Consider the following 16308-nt stretch of genomic DNA (forward strand, 5'->3'; position numbering starts at 1 on the left):
ACGAAATTACTTTAATTATGAAATTGATTAACACATTAACCTACTCTACAATTGTATTATCGTCTATTGCGGTACATGCGCAAGCACAAGAAAAATTAGACCCAACTGTACAAAGTTTTGTAACCGAAATTCAAAATAATTCGCAGTTGAAGAAAATTTCGCACGAATTATTAGACGGAATCGGACCTCGTTTAGTAGGAACTCCACAAATGGATCAAGCAGGAGAATGGGCAATTAAAACGTTGAAATCTTGGGGAATTGATGCCCGCCGTGAAGATTATGGAACATGGAAAGCATGGGAGCGCGGAATAACGCATGTTGATATGACGTATCCAAGAGCAAAATCTATCGAAGCTACTCAATTAGCATGGTCACCAGCAACTAAAAAAGCTGTGAATGCAGATGCTATCGCAATGCCTGTTTTCAAAACAAAAGCTGAATTTGACGCATGGTTACCTTCTGTAAAAGGAAAAGTTGTTTTGATGTCACAAAACCAATCATATGGACGTTCTGATTATCAATACAAAGATTTTGGTTTAGAGGATTTGTATAAAAAAGTTACTGAAACAAGAAAAGCTGAAGCCGAAGCTTGGGCAAATTCTATAAAAGTGACAGGTTACAACAACAATACACTTCCAGAAGTTTTTGAGAAAAATGGAGCTGCAGCGGTTGCAATTTCTTATTGGACAGGAATTATGGGAGCAAATAGAATTTTTGGTGCAAAAACGAAAACTATCCCAATGTTAGATATTTCGAATGAAGATTACGGAATGTTATATCGTTTAGCTGAAAATGGAACTGCTCCAAAATTGACTGTTAATGCACAATCTAAACACAATGGAGTTGCGAAAACATTCAATATTATTGGAGAAATTAAAGGAAAAGAAAAACCAAACGAGTACATTATTCTTTCTGCTCACTTCGATTCTTGGGATGGAGCGCAAGGAGCAACAGATAACGGAACTGGAACTATCACAATGATGGAAACAATTCGTACAATCAAAAAATTATACCCAAATAACAAACGTACAATTTTGATTTGTTTATGGGGAAGTGAAGAACAAGGATTGAATGGTTCTCGTGCTTTTGTAGAAGATCATCCAGAAATTATTAAAAACACTCAAGCTGTATTTAACCAAGATAATGGAACAGGACGTGTAGTAAACATCAATGGATCTGGTTTTGAAAAATCATATGAATACATGACGCGCTGGTTACAAGCTGTTCCTAATTTTATTACGAAAGAAATCAAGACAGATTTCCCTGGAATGCCAAGTGGTGGAGGATCGGATCATGCATCTTTTATCGCTGCAGGAGCGCCAGCTTTCGGACTTAGTTCATTAAATTGGGGTTACGGTACGTATACTTGGCACACAAACAAAGATACGTATGATAAAATCGTTTTTGAAGAAGTACAAACGAATGCAATTTTGAGTGCTACTTTAACGATGATGGCAGATCAAGAAAAAGATTTAGTAAGTCGTGAGCGTCGTATTTTACCTAATGGTAGAGACGGAAAACAGCAAGAATGGCCAGAGGTTAAAAGCCCGGCAAGAAATTCTGATACTTATTTAAAATAAGATATTTTCAAATAAAAAGTCCACTTTCAGTGGACTTTTTATTTCATATATTTAACTTTCTCTATAATCAACAAACGTAATTGGTTTTCTACTTTCTGGCTTGAAAACAATTGATTGTAATTCTTCAAAAGTTTCAAATTTTATAGAAGGCGTTACGCGTAATTTTGCTCTGAAATAATCTTTTATTTTTGCTAAAAAATCATCGGTTTCGTCTGTTGAAACTAATCGAATTAAAATTTCATCTGTTCCAAATTCGTTCGAATAAATTTCGATTAAATGTAATTTGATTTCATCAAAATGATTCAAAATATCATGTAAAGCTGGCGGATACAAGGTTGTTCCTTTGTACTTTATCATATGTTGCTTTCTACCTTCAACTGGTCCTAATCGATACGAATTACTCCCGCATATACATTTATCGGAATGTTTGCGTACTAAATCACCTGTTTTAAAACGCAATAAAGGCATTCCTTCTATTCCTAATGTTGTAATTGTCAATTCACCTAATTCACCATCTTGTACAACTTCATTATTCTCGTCTAAAATTTCTGTGATAATCAAATCTGGCTGATGATGTCCTCCAACCGATTCATTACATTCTGTAAACGCTGTTCCCATCTCGGTTGAAGCATAAGTCGAAAAAAGTTGAATATCCCATTTCGAATTTATTTTTTGCGCCAACAAAGACGAATTCAAATCTTTATCACGCAACGACTCTCCAATACACAAAACCGATTTTACGGATGAATTTTGATAATCGATGTTATTTTTCTCTGCATAATCTAACATTTTCAATAAAAAAGATGGAACAGCAACCAAAAATTTGGGTTGATATTTTAAAATAGAATCCCATTGCAATTGCGGAACTCCAGCACCAACACGAATAACGCCCGCGCCTATTTTTCTCAAACCAAGAAAATACGCCAAACCAGCCATAAAACGACGATCAATCGTTGTCATCAATTGTACAACATCACCTTTTTGAACCCCAATTCGTTGAAAAGAATTCATTTCATTTGCTGCCAGACGATCTAAATCTTTATCCGTCAAACCAAATGTTACAGGATCACCTAAAGTTCCAGAAGTTGTTGAGTAATCAATAATTTCAGTTAATGGAACACATAAAAAATCAAAATTATATTGTTGCAAATCATTCTTCGTTGTAACAGGAATTAATTTTAAATCTTCCGTTGTTTGAATAGATTTCCAATCAATTTGATATTTTTTGAATAAATCTTGATAAAATTTGGAATGCGTCGCAAGATACTTTATCTGTTCTTGAAGTTTCTGATTTTGAAATTCTTTAATCTCTTCTAAAGATTGAAGTTCTAAGGATGTTAACGCGTTTTTCGAGAACATTTGGATAATTTTTTCTGAATTTTATTTCGGTCAGGAACTGTAGTCACCTCCTTTGTCAATGCTAATTTATAATAAAAACTCGCTTGTTGATAATCTTTCTGCTGAAAATAATAATCACCAACTTTGTCATAAACCAACCAAAAATCAGGATTATTTTGAATGTAACTTGTTAAAAAAGTTTCATCAATTTTCTTATTTTCTTTTATCAACTTACTTATTTGGTGTGTTTGTTCACGATATTTTTCATAATTAGAATAATCAGCAGATAAGACAAACTTGTCTTTTTCTATTCTCAAACTATCTACATTTAACATATAATTTGAAATAGAATCATTAAAAATTTTATTCAAATCATAAGCTGTAAACTCACCTAATTGATATGGATTTGACGAAACCCAAACCAATCGTTTATCTGGTTGAAAAACAACTGCGTGATGCGCCAATAGTTGATTCAAAGCCTTTTCATTTCCGTAACCTAATTTAGTGTTTTTCAAACCATTTGTATCACGCAATAATTCAACCATTTTAGTGGGATTTAGCTTATTTTCATTCGAAAGATGTTCTTCAATTTTTTCAAAACGATAAACCGAATGACTTTCCTCTTTTTGAATATTATTTCGCTTATCATCCAAATAAACATCACTCTGAAAATGGTTAGTACAAGCTAAATAAGGTTGATTTTGAACTTCATAAACACCAAACTTTTTAGGAGAAATTTCTATCAACACCACACGATGATCTTTTGAACTACCAATCATGATACTCTCAGAAACGAAAACCTTTTTAGTCTTTGCTATTTCAATTGCTTGATCAATCGTTGAGGCATATTGTAAAATTTCTAAAGCAACGAGAGAAATAGGCGTTTTTGCTTTAAGTGGAATAGAAGATTTTCCCGCATTTATCGTTACTGTAAGCCCTTCCAGATTCATTCCAGACGAAACACCAATCATTCCACACCAAGTCACCGACATATATGGATAACCAGAATTTGGCTTGACAAACGAAACTATTTTATTCTTCGCAAAATCATCATTTGCATAAAAGTCAAAATTGCGACCAATCAACAAACCTCCATCTTCAGATTTATTATCCAAAACAGCCAAAGATGAACAACCAACCAACATCAAATCATGCATAGCATGTCCTATATCGTGCGCCCCATGTAAAAAAAGGTTACGATTATATTTGTCTATTAACGAATCATAGTGGCTATTTGCAGACTCAGAAAGTCCATAAATTTGTGCTTTATATTCGTTGTTGACATATTTATGTAAATCTCGATTATAATATTTGAGTACTTTGAAAAGAAATTTTCTGCGCTTTTCAGAAGGAATAAAATCAGTTATCAAATTCATGAAAGATTGCTCTTGAAAAGCATATAATTCTTTCGTTAAAACACCTGTTTTTTGACCAATTTCTAACGGATCTCCCGAAACAAAAAGTTCCCAATTTTGTGTTTTATTTTTCTTAAAAAAATTATTTTCAATATAAAAAAGTGAGTCATTGATCTCATTTCTACTATATTGTTTTGATTGAAAAGTAGACAAATCAGGACGATTTTCTAAACTTTTTCTAATGCCACAAGATATAAACGTAAAAAAAATAAACGTAAAAAAGTAAATAGTTTTATTCATTCGCATTTAGTTTTATTTCACGATGAACTTTATTCATTAAATAGTCAGCACCAAGGATTTCGCAACATGTTACAAATGCACCAACCGTTACACCCAAAACTCCATGAACACGGACATTTTGACCAGTAAAAAACACATTTTTTACTTTTGATCTTGGTGAAATAAATGTTTTCATCGGATGATTACTATCTTTCAAATATCCATACATATTTCCTTTTTCAGAACCTATAAAATCGCGATAAGATAAAGGCGTAGAAGTATGAATTGAAGAAATTTTTTCTCTAATATCAGGAAATTTTTTCTCTAATTTACGAATGATTAATTCCGTTTTCTGACGTTTAAATTCTTCATATTCTTCTCCTCTATTTCCGTAATTATCATTAATATCAACATTATACGATTCTTCCCATTTTTGTACTTCATCAAACATCATATACGTCATAACCGTCATACTTTCCGAATACTCTTCATCTTTTTGATCCATACTAAATGTTGCAATGTATGTATTTGGCCAATCATTTGTAGTTTTTTCGTAGCTGTCCCACACATCATTTATCGAGTTAAAATGATAAATATTATGATTGATATAGGAAAAACTTTTTGGCTTAAAAACAATATAAATAGTAAATGCAGAAGGCGTTACTTCCAAGCTTTTGACGCGTCGAGAAAATGGTTTACCAAACTTACGCTCGCCTAACATATCTATTGTTTTTTTAATGTCAATATTCGAAATGAATAAATTACCAAAGAAACGTTTTCCTTTTGTTGTTTCACAACCAATTACTTCTTCATTCTCGTTTTGTACAAATGATTTTATTTCTTGGTATTTATAAATTTCACCTCCATATTTCTTCAGTTCTTTGATCAAAAGTTTCGCGATTTGGCTTCCTCCATTTACACATCTCCAAGCCGAATGTATATAAGAGTTAACTGAAAGCGCGTGTATGTACAAAGGCGTTTTCTCTGCTTGTCCTACATAAAGAAAATTATTTCCTACTAAAACCGCTTTCAAACGCTTATTTGTGAAAACCGAATCGATGTATTCTTTCGCATTAATCGACAAAAAATCTTCTTCATCAGCAAAAGTTCCGATATTCAAATTATACATAGGAAAAGCAGAACAAATTTCCTCTAATTTTTTGCTGTATTTGATTAAATTTTCTCTCTCTTCAGGAAAAAAAACAGCTAATTGATCAACAAAATTCTGATACGTTTGCGCAATTGGATATTCCTGAGAATCATCATCAAACGAAATCATATCAAAACCATTTTTATTCAACTGGCGCAATTTCAATTTGTCGGATATATTCAAATAACTGAAATAGTTATACAAATTTTCTCCTTTATCCAAACCTCCAACATAGTGAACACCAGTATCAAAAATTGTTTTATTTCGAACAAAAGTTTGCAAATTCCCTCCAAACTGATTGTTCTTTTCTAATACAACAACTTTCTTTCCTTCTTTTGCCAAAATAAGCGCAGAAACAAGTCCTCCCAAACCACTACCAATAACGACTACATCGTAATGAGATTCAGAATTATTTTGTGTAAATTGTGTATTCATTTGTTTCGGTTTGTTGGGCAAAACTTGTAAAAAGTGATTCGTCAATATTTCTATTCTTTAAAACAACAATTTTCTCAAATTGATTTATTGTTTCTTGATAAATATTTTCAATATCAGTAGAAATTAAAAGCGTCTTATAATCATCTATAACATCAAGATCAGAACGATATTCTAACGAACGAATTTTTGTAATGTAATTTGTTGCTGCAATCTCTCGCTTTTCTTCCTCTTTTACAAACGTTATTATTTTTCGGTTTGCTTGTTGCATCAATAATAAAAAATCAATTTGTCCAAAATCATTCGAAAAATGAACTATTTTTTCATCTTTTGTAAATGCATTATTTAATTGATGATAAACAGATTTATTCAAACTAAAATCCTTTTTTACAACTTGAATAATTTCAGATTCTTTGTACAAAAAACTTAAAAATAATTTCTGTTTCCAATAGTTTTTATATTCATATTTATCTCGAATTTCTTGAAAATTATTTTTAAATTCCTTACTGATTCTTTTAGTTCGTTCTGAATAATTCAAACCATAGTTTTCATCATTCCAAGCAATTCTTTTACCTATTATTGAATAAATATGTCCATCAAAAATTAAAAAATCTCCTTTTGGAATAATCTCTGAATTTCCATGAATATAAATTGGTAAAATATCAAGTTTCAATTTCTCCGCCAAATAAAATGCACCTTTATGAAAACGATTAATATTATTCGTTCGAGAACGTGTTCCTTCAGGGAAAATCATCAACGAAAACTCATTCCCAATTCGAGTTTTAATCTCTTCAATATTATTTTCAACACCGTTTGAAACAGGATAAAAACCTGCCATTTTCACAGCTCGACCAAAAATCGGCGATTTATAAACCCAATCGTTCACTAAGAACACAATTTTAGGCGTACACATTCCAATCGCCAACGTATCCAAGAACGAAGTGTGATTCGCAATTATGATTGACTGTTTCTTGAAGTCTTCTTGATTTGGATTAATAATTTTCTTGACAACCGTTGGCTTTAACATCAACACAGATTTCATAAAAGTTGACATTCCCCATCCAAAAAGTTTATATTTTTTTTCTTTCGAGATTGGTAAAATAAGCATAAAAAATCGAAGGATTAAAGACGTTATTGTACCAAATAATCCAAAATAAATGAAGAAAATCCCACTTTGAATTGCCAACCACAACGTCATTGGAGATTTACCTTTTTTAGGACGATTTGAGATGAAAAATCGAAATAAAATTGGGTAGAAAATAAATGTAATCACTAGTGCCACACAACTCCAACTAAAGAAACTGATGCGATTGATTTCAACGCTGGATGTTTAGCAAAAATAAGTGCTCCAATTGCTAAAATTGTCGTGATAACTGCTAACAAAATCGAAGTGCGATAAGTAGGCATTTCATCTTTTCCGGTCGTATATTCTTTTTGTAAAGCACTCGTCATAAAAATACTAAAATCAACACCATGACCAAAAACCAATGTACAAACAATACTGCTAAAAATATTGAATTTAATATCAAAAAGTCCCATCAATCCAGCAGTAACCAAGCCCGATAACGCAATAGGAATCGCACTGATAATAACCAATTCTATACGTCGAAAGAAATACCACAATATTAATAAAACAGCAATAAATGAGTAATTGACAAGATTATTAAAATCTGTCACTAAATTTCCTAAAAAATTTTCGTTTAACTGTTTGCGATCAATTACAATTGTTTCTTTATTATGATATTGTTTGATGAAGTTTTCTCGGCTTTCTTCCTTTAATTTTACTAAAGTAGAAATCGTATAAAAACCTTTTTTTTGCGAAACAAATTCTTCAAAAAGCGACGGATTAAATGCTCTATAATCTTCTAAATTTAAAGGTTGATATGCTTTATCAAAAATTGAGAAAAATTGATTATAAATTTCTTTTTTGAAACCATATTTTTTTCCATCCTTGATAAATTCATTCTTTACAAAATTCACTTTATCTGAATTCCAAAAATTTTTCCAATCATATATTTTTTCTTGTTGAACAGAAATTGGTAAAATCAACGATTGAATAGAATTATAACTTAAAATCTCATCTCTATTTTCTGCTTTTTGTAACTTATTTGTTAACGCAATATTTTCATTTAATACGTCTTCTACATTGTTTCCATAATTGACAACATACAACGATTTTGAGATAGAATTAGACGATGTTTCTAACTTTTGTTCCGCTATTTTTTGATCGGTTGGAACGTAATTCAATTTGGATAAATCTTTATCAAAATTGACATTATTAAACGTAAAACAACTCACAATAATCAAAAGAACACAAGCACCAATCAATATCTTGTTATTATGAAATGAAAAGAACGCTAACTTCTCTATTATTGAAGAATTATTTTCAATCGCATCTTGTTTTGGATGATATAAATGTGGAATAATCAATAAAGAAAAAATACCAGAAACAATAACTGTTATTCCAGCAAAAATTCCTAAATCTTTCAACACATCTGATTTCACAAAAAGTAAACACAAAAATGCAATCGCTGTTGTCGTACAGCTCATGATTAACGGTTTCGTAATCTCTCTAAACAATGTTTTAGAATCGCTATTGTGCTTATAATGCGTCATGATATGCAGCGAATAATCAATTGTTATTCCTAATAAAACTGCTCCAATACTCAATGAAATTGCAGAAATTGTACCTTGAATAAAATACAAAAGTGCCAAAGCGAAGAAAAAACCAAAAACGGAAGGAATAAAAATAATTATCGGAATGTAAATTTTTCGATAGAATACAATTAAAATGATCATTAATGTAATCATCGAAATCAAAACGGTTGTTATAATATCTTGTTTAATTTGTTTTGCATTCGCAACTGCAATAAAGCTTGAACCGAAATAACTCAATGTTGATTTTCCGCTATATTCTGGATTTAAATGCTGTTGAATTTCTTCTAAACGATTAACAAATTCAGTATTATGTTCTGTTTCACTTCCTGAAAATTTAGGATTGATAAAAAGAAATAATTTCGAATGATCTTTCGTCACAATAAATCCATTGTAAACTTCGAAATCATCCGTCAAATTCTTTTCTTTTAAACGATTTAATGCAACAAAAGTCAACCCAAGCGGATCTTTCAACATAAATTCTTTTGAAACAATTCCAGTCGGTGTAATCAAACTTTTGTAATTACTTTCAACAATAGAAGCAATCGAATCTTTTAAGAGTTTTTGTTCTAACTTTTTATAATCTTCTTTCTCTAAAAAAAGTGGCAAATTTTGATGAACGAAATCAAAAGTCGAAGCAAAATTATCTAAATCATATTGACCTTGAATATCATTATAATAATTACTTAACGGCTGAACACTATCTAAAAAATCTGTTGCTTGCGCCGTCATATCATCCAACGTTCCAGCTTTATCTTTTTCGATAATCACCGCAACTTTATCCGTAAATTTTAATTGAGCAATAACCTTTGCCATTGCATCATTTTTCTCATCTTTCGGAATGATTCGCGTAATATCTTCTTCAAATTTTAGTCGATTTGAAAAAAAAACACAACCAAGTAAAAAGAGAATAAAAAATAATACACTCAACCATTTATTTGCCTTGATTTGTAAAAATATGTTGTAGAAAAATTTATGCATTCTTAATTGTCTTTTGACTGAAATAAATTAATAAAAAATAACTTACAATTCCACTAACAATACTACAAAAAGTAGCTAAAACTAAACTTCCGACAATATAACGAAGCAGATTTTTTTTGATAATTTCAAAAGAAACCAAACTCAAATCCAATTGAAAATTGTCTTGCAAAATAAATCCCCCAGTCAACAAAGAAAGATAAATAATTATCGGAATCATTGGCGGAATACTAATGTTGGAACAAAAGAAACTAATCACTTTATTAAGACGAAACATCGACGCTAAAAAAATGGATAAAAAAGTTTGAAAGCCCCAAAATGGTGCAATTCCAAGAAAAATTCCCAAAGCAATTGAAAGCGCTTTTACTTTATTGCTATCATTACTCCCTAGAATATCTTCTTTAATGAATGTTCGTATATTTTTTTTTTTGAAACTGAAGAAAAAATTTCGTGGTTTGATGTAAAAAATCGTCAAAAAAACCAGAAAAGTATTCAAAATACTAATTCTCGTAAAATCTTGAAATGGACGAAAATGTGAAACTCGTTCGTTTGGATCGTACAAAATATCAATCGGAATATTGGTCACCTCAATTCCTTTCCAAGCTGTTCGTACAATAATCTCAATTTCGAATTCGAATTTATTTGTCCAAAACTTTTTCGGAATAAATTTCAACGGATACAAACGATAACCAGATTGTGTATCATTCAGCTTAATTCCAGTCTCGAACCAAAACCAAAAGTTAGAAAACTTATTTCCAAAACTACTTTTCTTCGGAATTCCATCTTGTTCCATTTGACGACTTCCAATAATTAAAACAGGTTTATTTTTTTGATCTAATTCTGTAATAAAATTTGGAATATCATGTGGAAAATGTTGACCATCCGAATCGATTGTCAATGCATAATGGTAGCCTTTTTCTCGCGCAGTTTTAAAACCAATACGTAGTGCATTTCCTTTTCCTTTGTTCTCTGAAAGTTCAACAACAATAAACTGATTCTGATAATCTTTTAAAATTTCAGAAGTAGAATCCGTCGATCCATCATTTATAACTATAATTTGATTCGTGTAATCTAAAACTCCGTCAATCACACGCTTCAATGTTTTATGATTGTTGTAAGTCGGAATAAGTACACAAACTTTTTGTTCGTCTATTTTATGTCGAATAATCGAAAAATCCATTGATTAATTTAGTTTTTTCAGCTGTTGCGCTGTAAAAGTATTGTATTTTTTGGCGTAAGATTTCACCAAAGTTTTAACTTCTTTTGGTGCAGAACTATAATTTTCGACAATAAATGTTTTATCTTCTTGTATATTTTGATTGTATTTGATAAACTTTGGAATATTCTCTTGAATAATCAATCGAATTAAACGATTTTCAACATCTTTCGAGTCCTTTTTTATCGAATTATTGATCAAAGTTGCTCCATCTGTAAAATATTGTTTCTTCGTTTCCTTATCTTTTATATACCTTGCTTTCAGAATTTTAGACGCTCCTTTATATGCAATAATTGTTTGATTATCACCTGAATAATTATCTAATTTATTATACAAAACAGATACATTATTCGATGATTTCGAAGCGTTTTCAAAATCTGTTCTCAATTCGGATAAGGTTAATCCAAAGAAAAATGAAACCGATAAAAAAATAGATAATAGAGTTTTCATTAATCCAAAACTTTATAAATTGCACTAAATTTTAACGCATTTGTCGTTTCAAAAAATGAAGAATTTTTCACTTTCACTTCATTATTTTCACAAACAACATTCAAACTCAAATCCAAAATAGGATTAATAAACGGATTTATTGTCGCCATAAATTTCACATTAGAAACTTTAGACAAAAACAAATCTTTCGAAACAAAACCTTCTGTTATCTCCTTTATTATCTGCATCATGCAAACACCAGGTGTAATTGGATTATTTGGAAAATGACCTTCGAAAACTTGATGATTTGGATTTAATTCAATTTGAACTTTAAAATTATTTTCATCAATTTTCTCAGTATTTTTAATGATATATAGATTAGGAATAAGCATTTGTAATAGTTTTGAGTTACAAATATAATCTAAAAAAAGATGATTTGTACGTTAGTTTACTCTTCCTCTAATTGTATATTTACTTTTGTAAGTGTGATACTTAAATTGAAGTGATTATGTTTAATTAAAATCTGATCAGGAAAATCTGTTTGATCTCCAGAAAATTGATTAATCGTTTTTATTTTATTCTTCTTTAAATGAACCAATTCTTTAAAATAATTTGATTCATTCTTAGCAAAAATTAAACTCACTTCTTTTGATTTTAAAATCGTTTGATCTGTCGTTTTTATATGCTCATCAACTTGAAAATCATTCTTAAAAATAGCTTGTAAATCTTCTGCAAGAGTTTTTACAACCACTTTTTTATTCAAATCTGGCATCGCATAATTCAATGTATAATCGTGGTCTGTAACTGACAAATCGAATAACGTATTCCCAAAATCAGACGTCATTACCACACGATGCGAGTTGTAACCCAATTTTTTCACAACAAAATTACCTTTCATTTCATTTTTCATGAACGTAATCTTGAAACGATAACTATATTCTTTATCAGTTGAACTAAAATATGGGTTCAAAAACTCCCTTTCATCCTTTTGTTGTTCTTGTATATCAGCAATTTTGTAAGTCGTTCCACAAGAGGTTAAAATGAAAAAACTAAGGATTAAAAACAGACGCATTGATTATTTTATTTAAAGATTTGTTGGTAAATAAAATTTTCGTGTAATCATCCGAAGGTTCAATTAATTTGACTTCTGTAACCGTTGATTGACCTGAATAAAACGTCAACTGAATTTCTTTGATGTACTTTTTTACATCCTTTATTTTTGGTTGTAATTTTGCAATTCGAGATTTATCAGTTTTCGCAAAAGTTATGATAAAATCGTTTGTATCAAACAAATTTCCACTTACACTTCCGACAATTAATTGATTTAATTTTTCAAATTTTTTATTTCCTTGTAAATCTACACTCGATTTTTTCCCTTCATCATTAATGTAAATTTTTCCATTGTTAAAAATCACATTATAATCAATTGGTTGTGTATAATTCCAACGCATCGCTTTAGGATTTTGCAAGTACAATTTTCCTTTCGAAACAATTGGTTTATCCAAGAAACTCATCACTTTATATTGTGTAAAATCAGCCGTCAACGTTTGTATTTTCTTAGAATCAGCTATAATATCTTTTTTGAAATTCTCAATTTCAGCATTACTCATTTTACTTTCTTGCGCAAAAATTGTCAAGTGAAAAAAAGCTAATAAAATGAAGATTTTAGTTTTCATATACATCAATTTTCAAGAGTTCATTTAATGGAACTACTTTATAATTTTCCTTTTGTAAAAATACGAATAATTGCTCTAAAACATTCGCAGTTTTGTCTGAAGTATCGTGCATCAAAATAATAGAACCAGGCTTTATTCGACCAGTAATTCGGTTCAATAATTTTTTTTCATCATTGATAACTGTATCCAAAGAACGAATATCCCAACCAATTACATTATGTTGTGTTTTATTTAAAGCCTTTGCTATATGTGGATTTGTGACACCAAAAGGTGGTCTAAAAATTTTCGTCGTAACGTTTATTTTTTCTCCAATAAGTTGATTGGTAGAAACGATTTCATCAATGATTTTTTCTGTTGAATAAAAACCATTTTTAGAAGAGTGATGAAATGTATGATTCCCTATCAAATGTCCTGATTGATGAGTTATTTCAAGAATTTCAGGATAATTTTCGATTTGTCTACCAATGCAAAAAAAAGTTGCTTTTGCACTATTTTTTTCTAAAATGGTTAAAATTCTTAGTGTAAATTCCGTCGGTCCATCATCAAAAGTAAGAGAAATTATTTTCTCTGAATGATTATTTCCTCGATGATAAGCTTTCAAAAAATAGTTAAATCGAATTTCAAAAGCTCCAAAAATTGTCAATAACAACCAAATAATAAAAGGTATAAACAAATAAAAAAAAGACAAACCTTTTGTAAAACAACCAATTGATAAACAAATTAGTATAACTACAAAAAGGATTGTGACTACTCTGAATTTCATATCGATTGAAGCAATACTAAACTCAAATCTTTACCTTTATGACCATTCACTAAAAGTACGTTTTTATAACTTTCAGCTTTTACGTCATTCTTTTTGAATTGGTTTGGTAAAGTTTGATTTTTCAATAATTCACAACCTAACACAAATCCGAAAGCAGAGGAAGTTCCAAATTCTCCAATAAAATCTTTGTATCCAAATAACTCAAGTTGATTTAAATCATTAATATTCAATAAATTTTCACCAGAAATAATCGAATCAATATCGGTTAAATCAATATGATTCAATTGAATGAATTTTAAAATTTCGGAATATAAATCTTCAAATTGATTTAAAATAGAAACATCTAAAACTTTTGTATAAGAATTTTCATTTCTTTTATTAGATAAAACACAAAAATGAGCACCTTCACTATATTTAATTCCTTGATTTTCTTCTGATTCAATCTCACCAATTAATTGTAACAACTGATATGTTCTTTCTCCAATTTCATCAATTCCACCAACCAAAACGTTATTTACTTCTTGATTTTCAACTTGTAAAAAACCATCTAGAAGTGCATTTTCAAACGAATTAAAACCATTTGTATACGTGAAATTATACGCATTACAACCAAGATGCAAAGCAATTTGAGAACCAACTGTATTGTGCGTAGATTGAATAAAAGCTGTTGGCGTCAAAAACTCTTCTTTGTTTTGAATAATATTTGTCAAAAACTTCTCAGAATCAACCAAACAACCCAAAGCAGTTCCAGTAATTATTGCTTCTGGTTGTTTAATTCCTGCCTCATTCAATGCTTTTAGAGAAGAATAAATTCCCATTTTTACACCAGAAGCCATTCTACGACTCATCGCAGGAGAAATAATATCTTTTAACGAAGGCGATTTTGCCTTAGTAATAGAAGCTTCTAAAGGAAGAAAATCATCAGTTATTATATCTATAAATCGCACATTTACAAAGCCTAATCCGTTTACAAATACTTCTTTCATGATTTAGAAAAAATTAAAGTTGAACAATTTCCTCCAAAACCAAACGAATTTGATAACACATATTCAATATCTTTCTTTTCCAATTTTGTGGTCGGAAAGATATTCAACTCTTCAATCGGAGATTGAAAATTAAGATTTGGATAAACAAGATTATGTTGAATACTCAACAAACTGAATACCGCTTCTACACTCGCTGCAGCAGCCAACGTATGACCTGTAAATGGTTTTGTAGAACTAAAATTAGGGACATTTTCTCGGAAAATTCTCTTCAAAGCTCGACCTTCTGTTATATCATTATTGTTTGTTGCAGTTCCATGAACATTAATATAATCGATTTCTGAAGGCTGAATAATAGAAGTTTCGAACGCTTTTTTCATCGCCAAATACGCTCCTTCTCCATTTTCAGACGAAGCTGTTTGATGAAATGCATCATTAGCATTTCCAGCACCAACTAAATAACCAAGAACTTTTTTATTTGACTTTTGAACTGATTCTTCTGATTCTAAAACTAAATAAGCTGCTGCTTCACCAAGATTTAGACCTTTTCGATTTTCATCAAATGGTTGATTAAACTCATCACTCAAAATCATCAAACTTTTGAATCCATTAATGGTAAATTTTGACAAAGCATCCGTTCCGCCAACAATCACTCTATCTAATTTTCCTGAATTAATCAAGCGCGCTCCATACATAATCGCATTCGCAGCCGAAGAACAAGCCGTACTAATTGTAGAAACAAAGCCTTTCAAACCAATTTCATTTGCAATTTGATTGGAAGAAGCGCCCGCATCGTGACTCGAAATATACTTTTGTTTCTCGGGCAGGTTTTCATAATCCAAAAAATAATTTTCCGTCATATCCATTCCTCCCACACTTGTCGAAGAAATCAGTCCTGTTCTGACTTCATTTACGTTTTCGATTCCTGCATTTTTCAGAGCTTCTTTCACAGCTATTAGTCCTAACATCGCTGTTCGAGAGAAATTATTCTCTGAAGATAAGTTTAAAAAAGTTGCTAATTCATCATTCGATAATTTAATTTCACCTACAAAAATTTCATTTTTATGAATAGAATCAAAATTTTCAAGGCATGATAAACCATGCTTTTGATGAATTAATGAATCGAAATTCTCTTCGACATTCTTACCAATTGCCGAAATAATTCCCATTCCTGTTATTCCAACTTTTTTATGCATTATTTTGTTCTATTTTTTTCAATATAATCTGCCATTACTTCTACCGATTGAAAGATTGTTTTTCCTTCTTTTGGATCAGTAATTTTGATTCCATATTCTTTATCCAATAAAACAATCAACTCCAAAGCATCGATTGAATCTAATCCCAAACCGTCACCAAATAAAGGATCATCATTTTTGATATCCTCTACTGATACATCTTCAAGGTTTAAAATTTCGATAATTTTTACTTTTAAGTCGTTAATTAAATTTTCCATAGTATTTTTTATTGTAAACTA

15 protein-coding genes are annotated in these 16308 nt (G+C 30.3%); 1 reads left to right on the forward strand and 14 read right to left on the reverse strand.

Annotation, left to right across the window (positions count from 1 at the left end; genetic code table 11):
* The first annotated feature begins 17 nt into the window (after positions 1 to 17).
* Complete coding sequence (locus tag B3I31_RS08440) at positions 18 to 1580, forward strand: M20/M25/M40 family metallo-hydrolase (protein ID WP_125350368.1); 1563 nt, start codon at positions 18 to 20, stop codon at positions 1578 to 1580.
* 51 nt (positions 1581 to 1631) lie between these two features.
* On the opposite strand, the gene B3I31_RS08445 is transcribed toward B3I31_RS08440, so the two are convergent.
* From B3I31_RS08445 to B3I31_RS08510, 14 genes are all read right to left on the reverse strand, one after another.
* Positions 1632 to 2939, reverse strand: a complete 1308-nt coding sequence (locus tag B3I31_RS08445) for a phenylacetate--CoA ligase family protein (RefSeq protein WP_219034299.1) — start codon at positions 2937 to 2939, stop codon at positions 1632 to 1634.
* Positions 2918 to 4579: a C45 family autoproteolytic acyltransferase/hydolase gene (locus B3I31_RS08450; RefSeq protein ID WP_286495628.1), complete on the reverse strand. Its 1662-nt coding sequence runs from the start codon at positions 4577 to 4579 to the stop codon at positions 2918 to 2920. The genes B3I31_RS08445 and B3I31_RS08450 overlap by 22 nt, the downstream gene beginning before the upstream one ends.
* Positions 4566 to 6137: a phytoene desaturase family protein gene (locus tag B3I31_RS08455; RefSeq protein ID WP_286495630.1), complete on the reverse strand. Its 1572-nt coding sequence runs from the start codon at positions 6135 to 6137 to the stop codon at positions 4566 to 4568. The genes B3I31_RS08450 and B3I31_RS08455 overlap by 14 nt, the downstream gene beginning before the upstream one ends.
* Complete coding sequence (locus B3I31_RS08460; protein WP_291087914.1) at positions 6112 to 7416, reverse strand: lysophospholipid acyltransferase family protein; 1305 nt, start codon at positions 7414 to 7416, stop codon at positions 6112 to 6114. Before B3I31_RS08460 ends, B3I31_RS08455 begins: the two co-directional genes overlap by 26 nt.
* The gene (locus tag B3I31_RS08465; protein WP_291087917.1) at positions 7407 to 9770 is read right to left on the reverse strand and encodes an MMPL family transporter; all 2364 of its coding nucleotides are present in this window, start codon (positions 9768 to 9770) and stop codon (positions 7407 to 7409) included. Before B3I31_RS08465 ends, B3I31_RS08460 begins: the two co-directional genes overlap by 10 nt.
* The gene (locus tag B3I31_RS08470) at positions 9763 to 10947 is read right to left on the reverse strand and encodes a DUF2062 domain-containing protein (RefSeq protein WP_291059080.1); all 1185 of its coding nucleotides are present in this window, start codon (positions 10945 to 10947) and stop codon (positions 9763 to 9765) included. Before B3I31_RS08470 ends, B3I31_RS08465 begins: the two co-directional genes overlap by 8 nt.
* Positions 10948 to 10950: 3 nt before the next feature.
* A complete protein-coding gene (locus B3I31_RS08475) occupies positions 10951 to 11433 on the reverse strand; it encodes a hypothetical protein (RefSeq protein ID WP_221854835.1) in 483 nt (160 codons plus the stop codon).
* The gene (locus B3I31_RS08480) at positions 11433 to 11804 is read right to left on the reverse strand and encodes a 3-hydroxyacyl-ACP dehydratase (protein ID WP_125350372.1); all 372 of its coding nucleotides are present in this window, start codon (positions 11802 to 11804) and stop codon (positions 11433 to 11435) included. Before B3I31_RS08480 ends, B3I31_RS08475 begins: the two co-directional genes overlap by 1 nt.
* Positions 11805 to 11860: 56 nt before the next feature.
* Entirely contained in the window at positions 11861 to 12484 is a 624-nt protein-coding gene (locus B3I31_RS08485; protein ID WP_291059082.1) for a hypothetical protein, read from the reverse strand.
* On the reverse strand, positions 12462 to 13088 hold the full coding sequence (locus B3I31_RS08490) for a LolA family protein (protein ID WP_376741533.1): 627 nt from the start codon (positions 13086 to 13088) through the stop codon (positions 12462 to 12464). The genes B3I31_RS08485 and B3I31_RS08490 overlap by 23 nt, the downstream gene beginning before the upstream one ends.
* Positions 13078 to 13689 carry a polysaccharide deacetylase family protein gene (locus tag B3I31_RS08495; RefSeq protein WP_291059084.1) on the reverse strand — a complete coding sequence of 204 codons (612 nt, stop codon included), beginning with the start codon at positions 13687 to 13689 and terminating at the stop codon, positions 13078 to 13080. Before B3I31_RS08495 ends, B3I31_RS08490 begins: the two co-directional genes overlap by 11 nt.
* A gap of 158 nt (positions 13690 to 13847) precedes the next feature.
* A complete protein-coding gene (locus B3I31_RS08500) occupies positions 13848 to 14837 on the reverse strand; it encodes a beta-ketoacyl synthase chain length factor (RefSeq protein ID WP_286495636.1) in 990 nt (329 codons plus the stop codon).
* A complete protein-coding gene (locus B3I31_RS08505) occupies positions 14834 to 16030 on the reverse strand; it encodes a beta-ketoacyl-[acyl-carrier-protein] synthase family protein (RefSeq protein WP_280051371.1) in 1197 nt (398 codons plus the stop codon). Before B3I31_RS08505 ends, B3I31_RS08500 begins: the two co-directional genes overlap by 4 nt.
* The gene (locus tag B3I31_RS08510; RefSeq protein WP_019975316.1) at positions 16030 to 16287 is read right to left on the reverse strand and encodes a phosphopantetheine-binding protein; all 258 of its coding nucleotides are present in this window, start codon (positions 16285 to 16287) and stop codon (positions 16030 to 16032) included. Before B3I31_RS08510 ends, B3I31_RS08505 begins: the two co-directional genes overlap by 1 nt.
* Positions 16288 to 16308 lie beyond the last annotated feature (21 nt).

The sequence above is a fragment of the Empedobacter sp. UBA3475 genome (assembly GCF_002378465.1).
Lineage (GTDB): Bacteria > Bacteroidota > Bacteroidia > Flavobacteriales > Weeksellaceae > Empedobacter > Empedobacter falsenii_B.

What these genes read in the sequence shown, in the direction of transcription:
- B3I31_RS08485 (WP_291059082.1), bottom strand. Translation starts at nt 12,484, where the DNA reads ATGCGTCTGTTTTTAATCCTTAGTTTTTTCATTTTAACCTCTTGTGGA.
- B3I31_RS08445 (WP_219034299.1), bottom strand. Translation starts at nt 2,939, where the DNA reads ATGTTCTCGAAAAACGCGTTAACATCCTTAGAACTTCAATCTTTAGAA.
- B3I31_RS08465 (WP_291087917.1), bottom strand. Translation starts at nt 9,770, where the DNA reads ATGCATAAATTTTTCTACAACATATTTTTACAAATCAAGGCAAATAAA.
- B3I31_RS08510 (WP_019975316.1), bottom strand. Translation starts at nt 16,287, where the DNA reads ATGGAAAATTTAATTAACGACTTAAAAGTAAAAATTATCGAAATTTTA.
- B3I31_RS08470 (WP_291059080.1), bottom strand. Translation starts at nt 10,947, where the DNA reads ATGGATTTTTCGATTATTCGACATAAAATAGACGAACAAAAAGTTTGT.
- B3I31_RS08440 (WP_125350368.1), top strand. Translation starts at nt 18, where the DNA reads ATGAAATTGATTAACACATTAACCTACTCTACAATTGTATTATCGTCT.
- B3I31_RS08505 (WP_280051371.1), bottom strand. Translation starts at nt 16,030, where the DNA reads ATGCATAAAAAAGTTGGAATAACAGGAATGGGAATTATTTCGGCAATT.
- B3I31_RS08455 (WP_286495630.1), bottom strand. Translation starts at nt 6,137, where the DNA reads ATGAATACACAATTTACACAAAATAATTCTGAATCTCATTACGATGTA.
- B3I31_RS08490 (WP_376741533.1), bottom strand. Translation starts at nt 13,088, where the DNA reads ATGAAAACTAAAATCTTCATTTTATTAGCTTTTTTTCACTTGACAATT.
- B3I31_RS08450 (WP_286495628.1), bottom strand. Translation starts at nt 4,579, where the DNA reads ATGCGAATGAATAAAACTATTTACTTTTTTACGTTTATTTTTTTTACG.
- B3I31_RS08500 (WP_286495636.1), bottom strand. Translation starts at nt 14,837, where the DNA reads ATGAAAGAAGTATTTGTAAACGGATTAGGCTTTGTAAATGTGCGATTT.
- B3I31_RS08475 (WP_221854835.1), bottom strand. Translation starts at nt 11,433, where the DNA reads ATGAAAACTCTATTATCTATTTTTTTATCGGTTTCATTTTTCTTTGGA.
- B3I31_RS08480 (WP_125350372.1), bottom strand. Translation starts at nt 11,804, where the DNA reads ATGCTTATTCCTAATCTATATATCATTAAAAATACTGAGAAAATTGAT.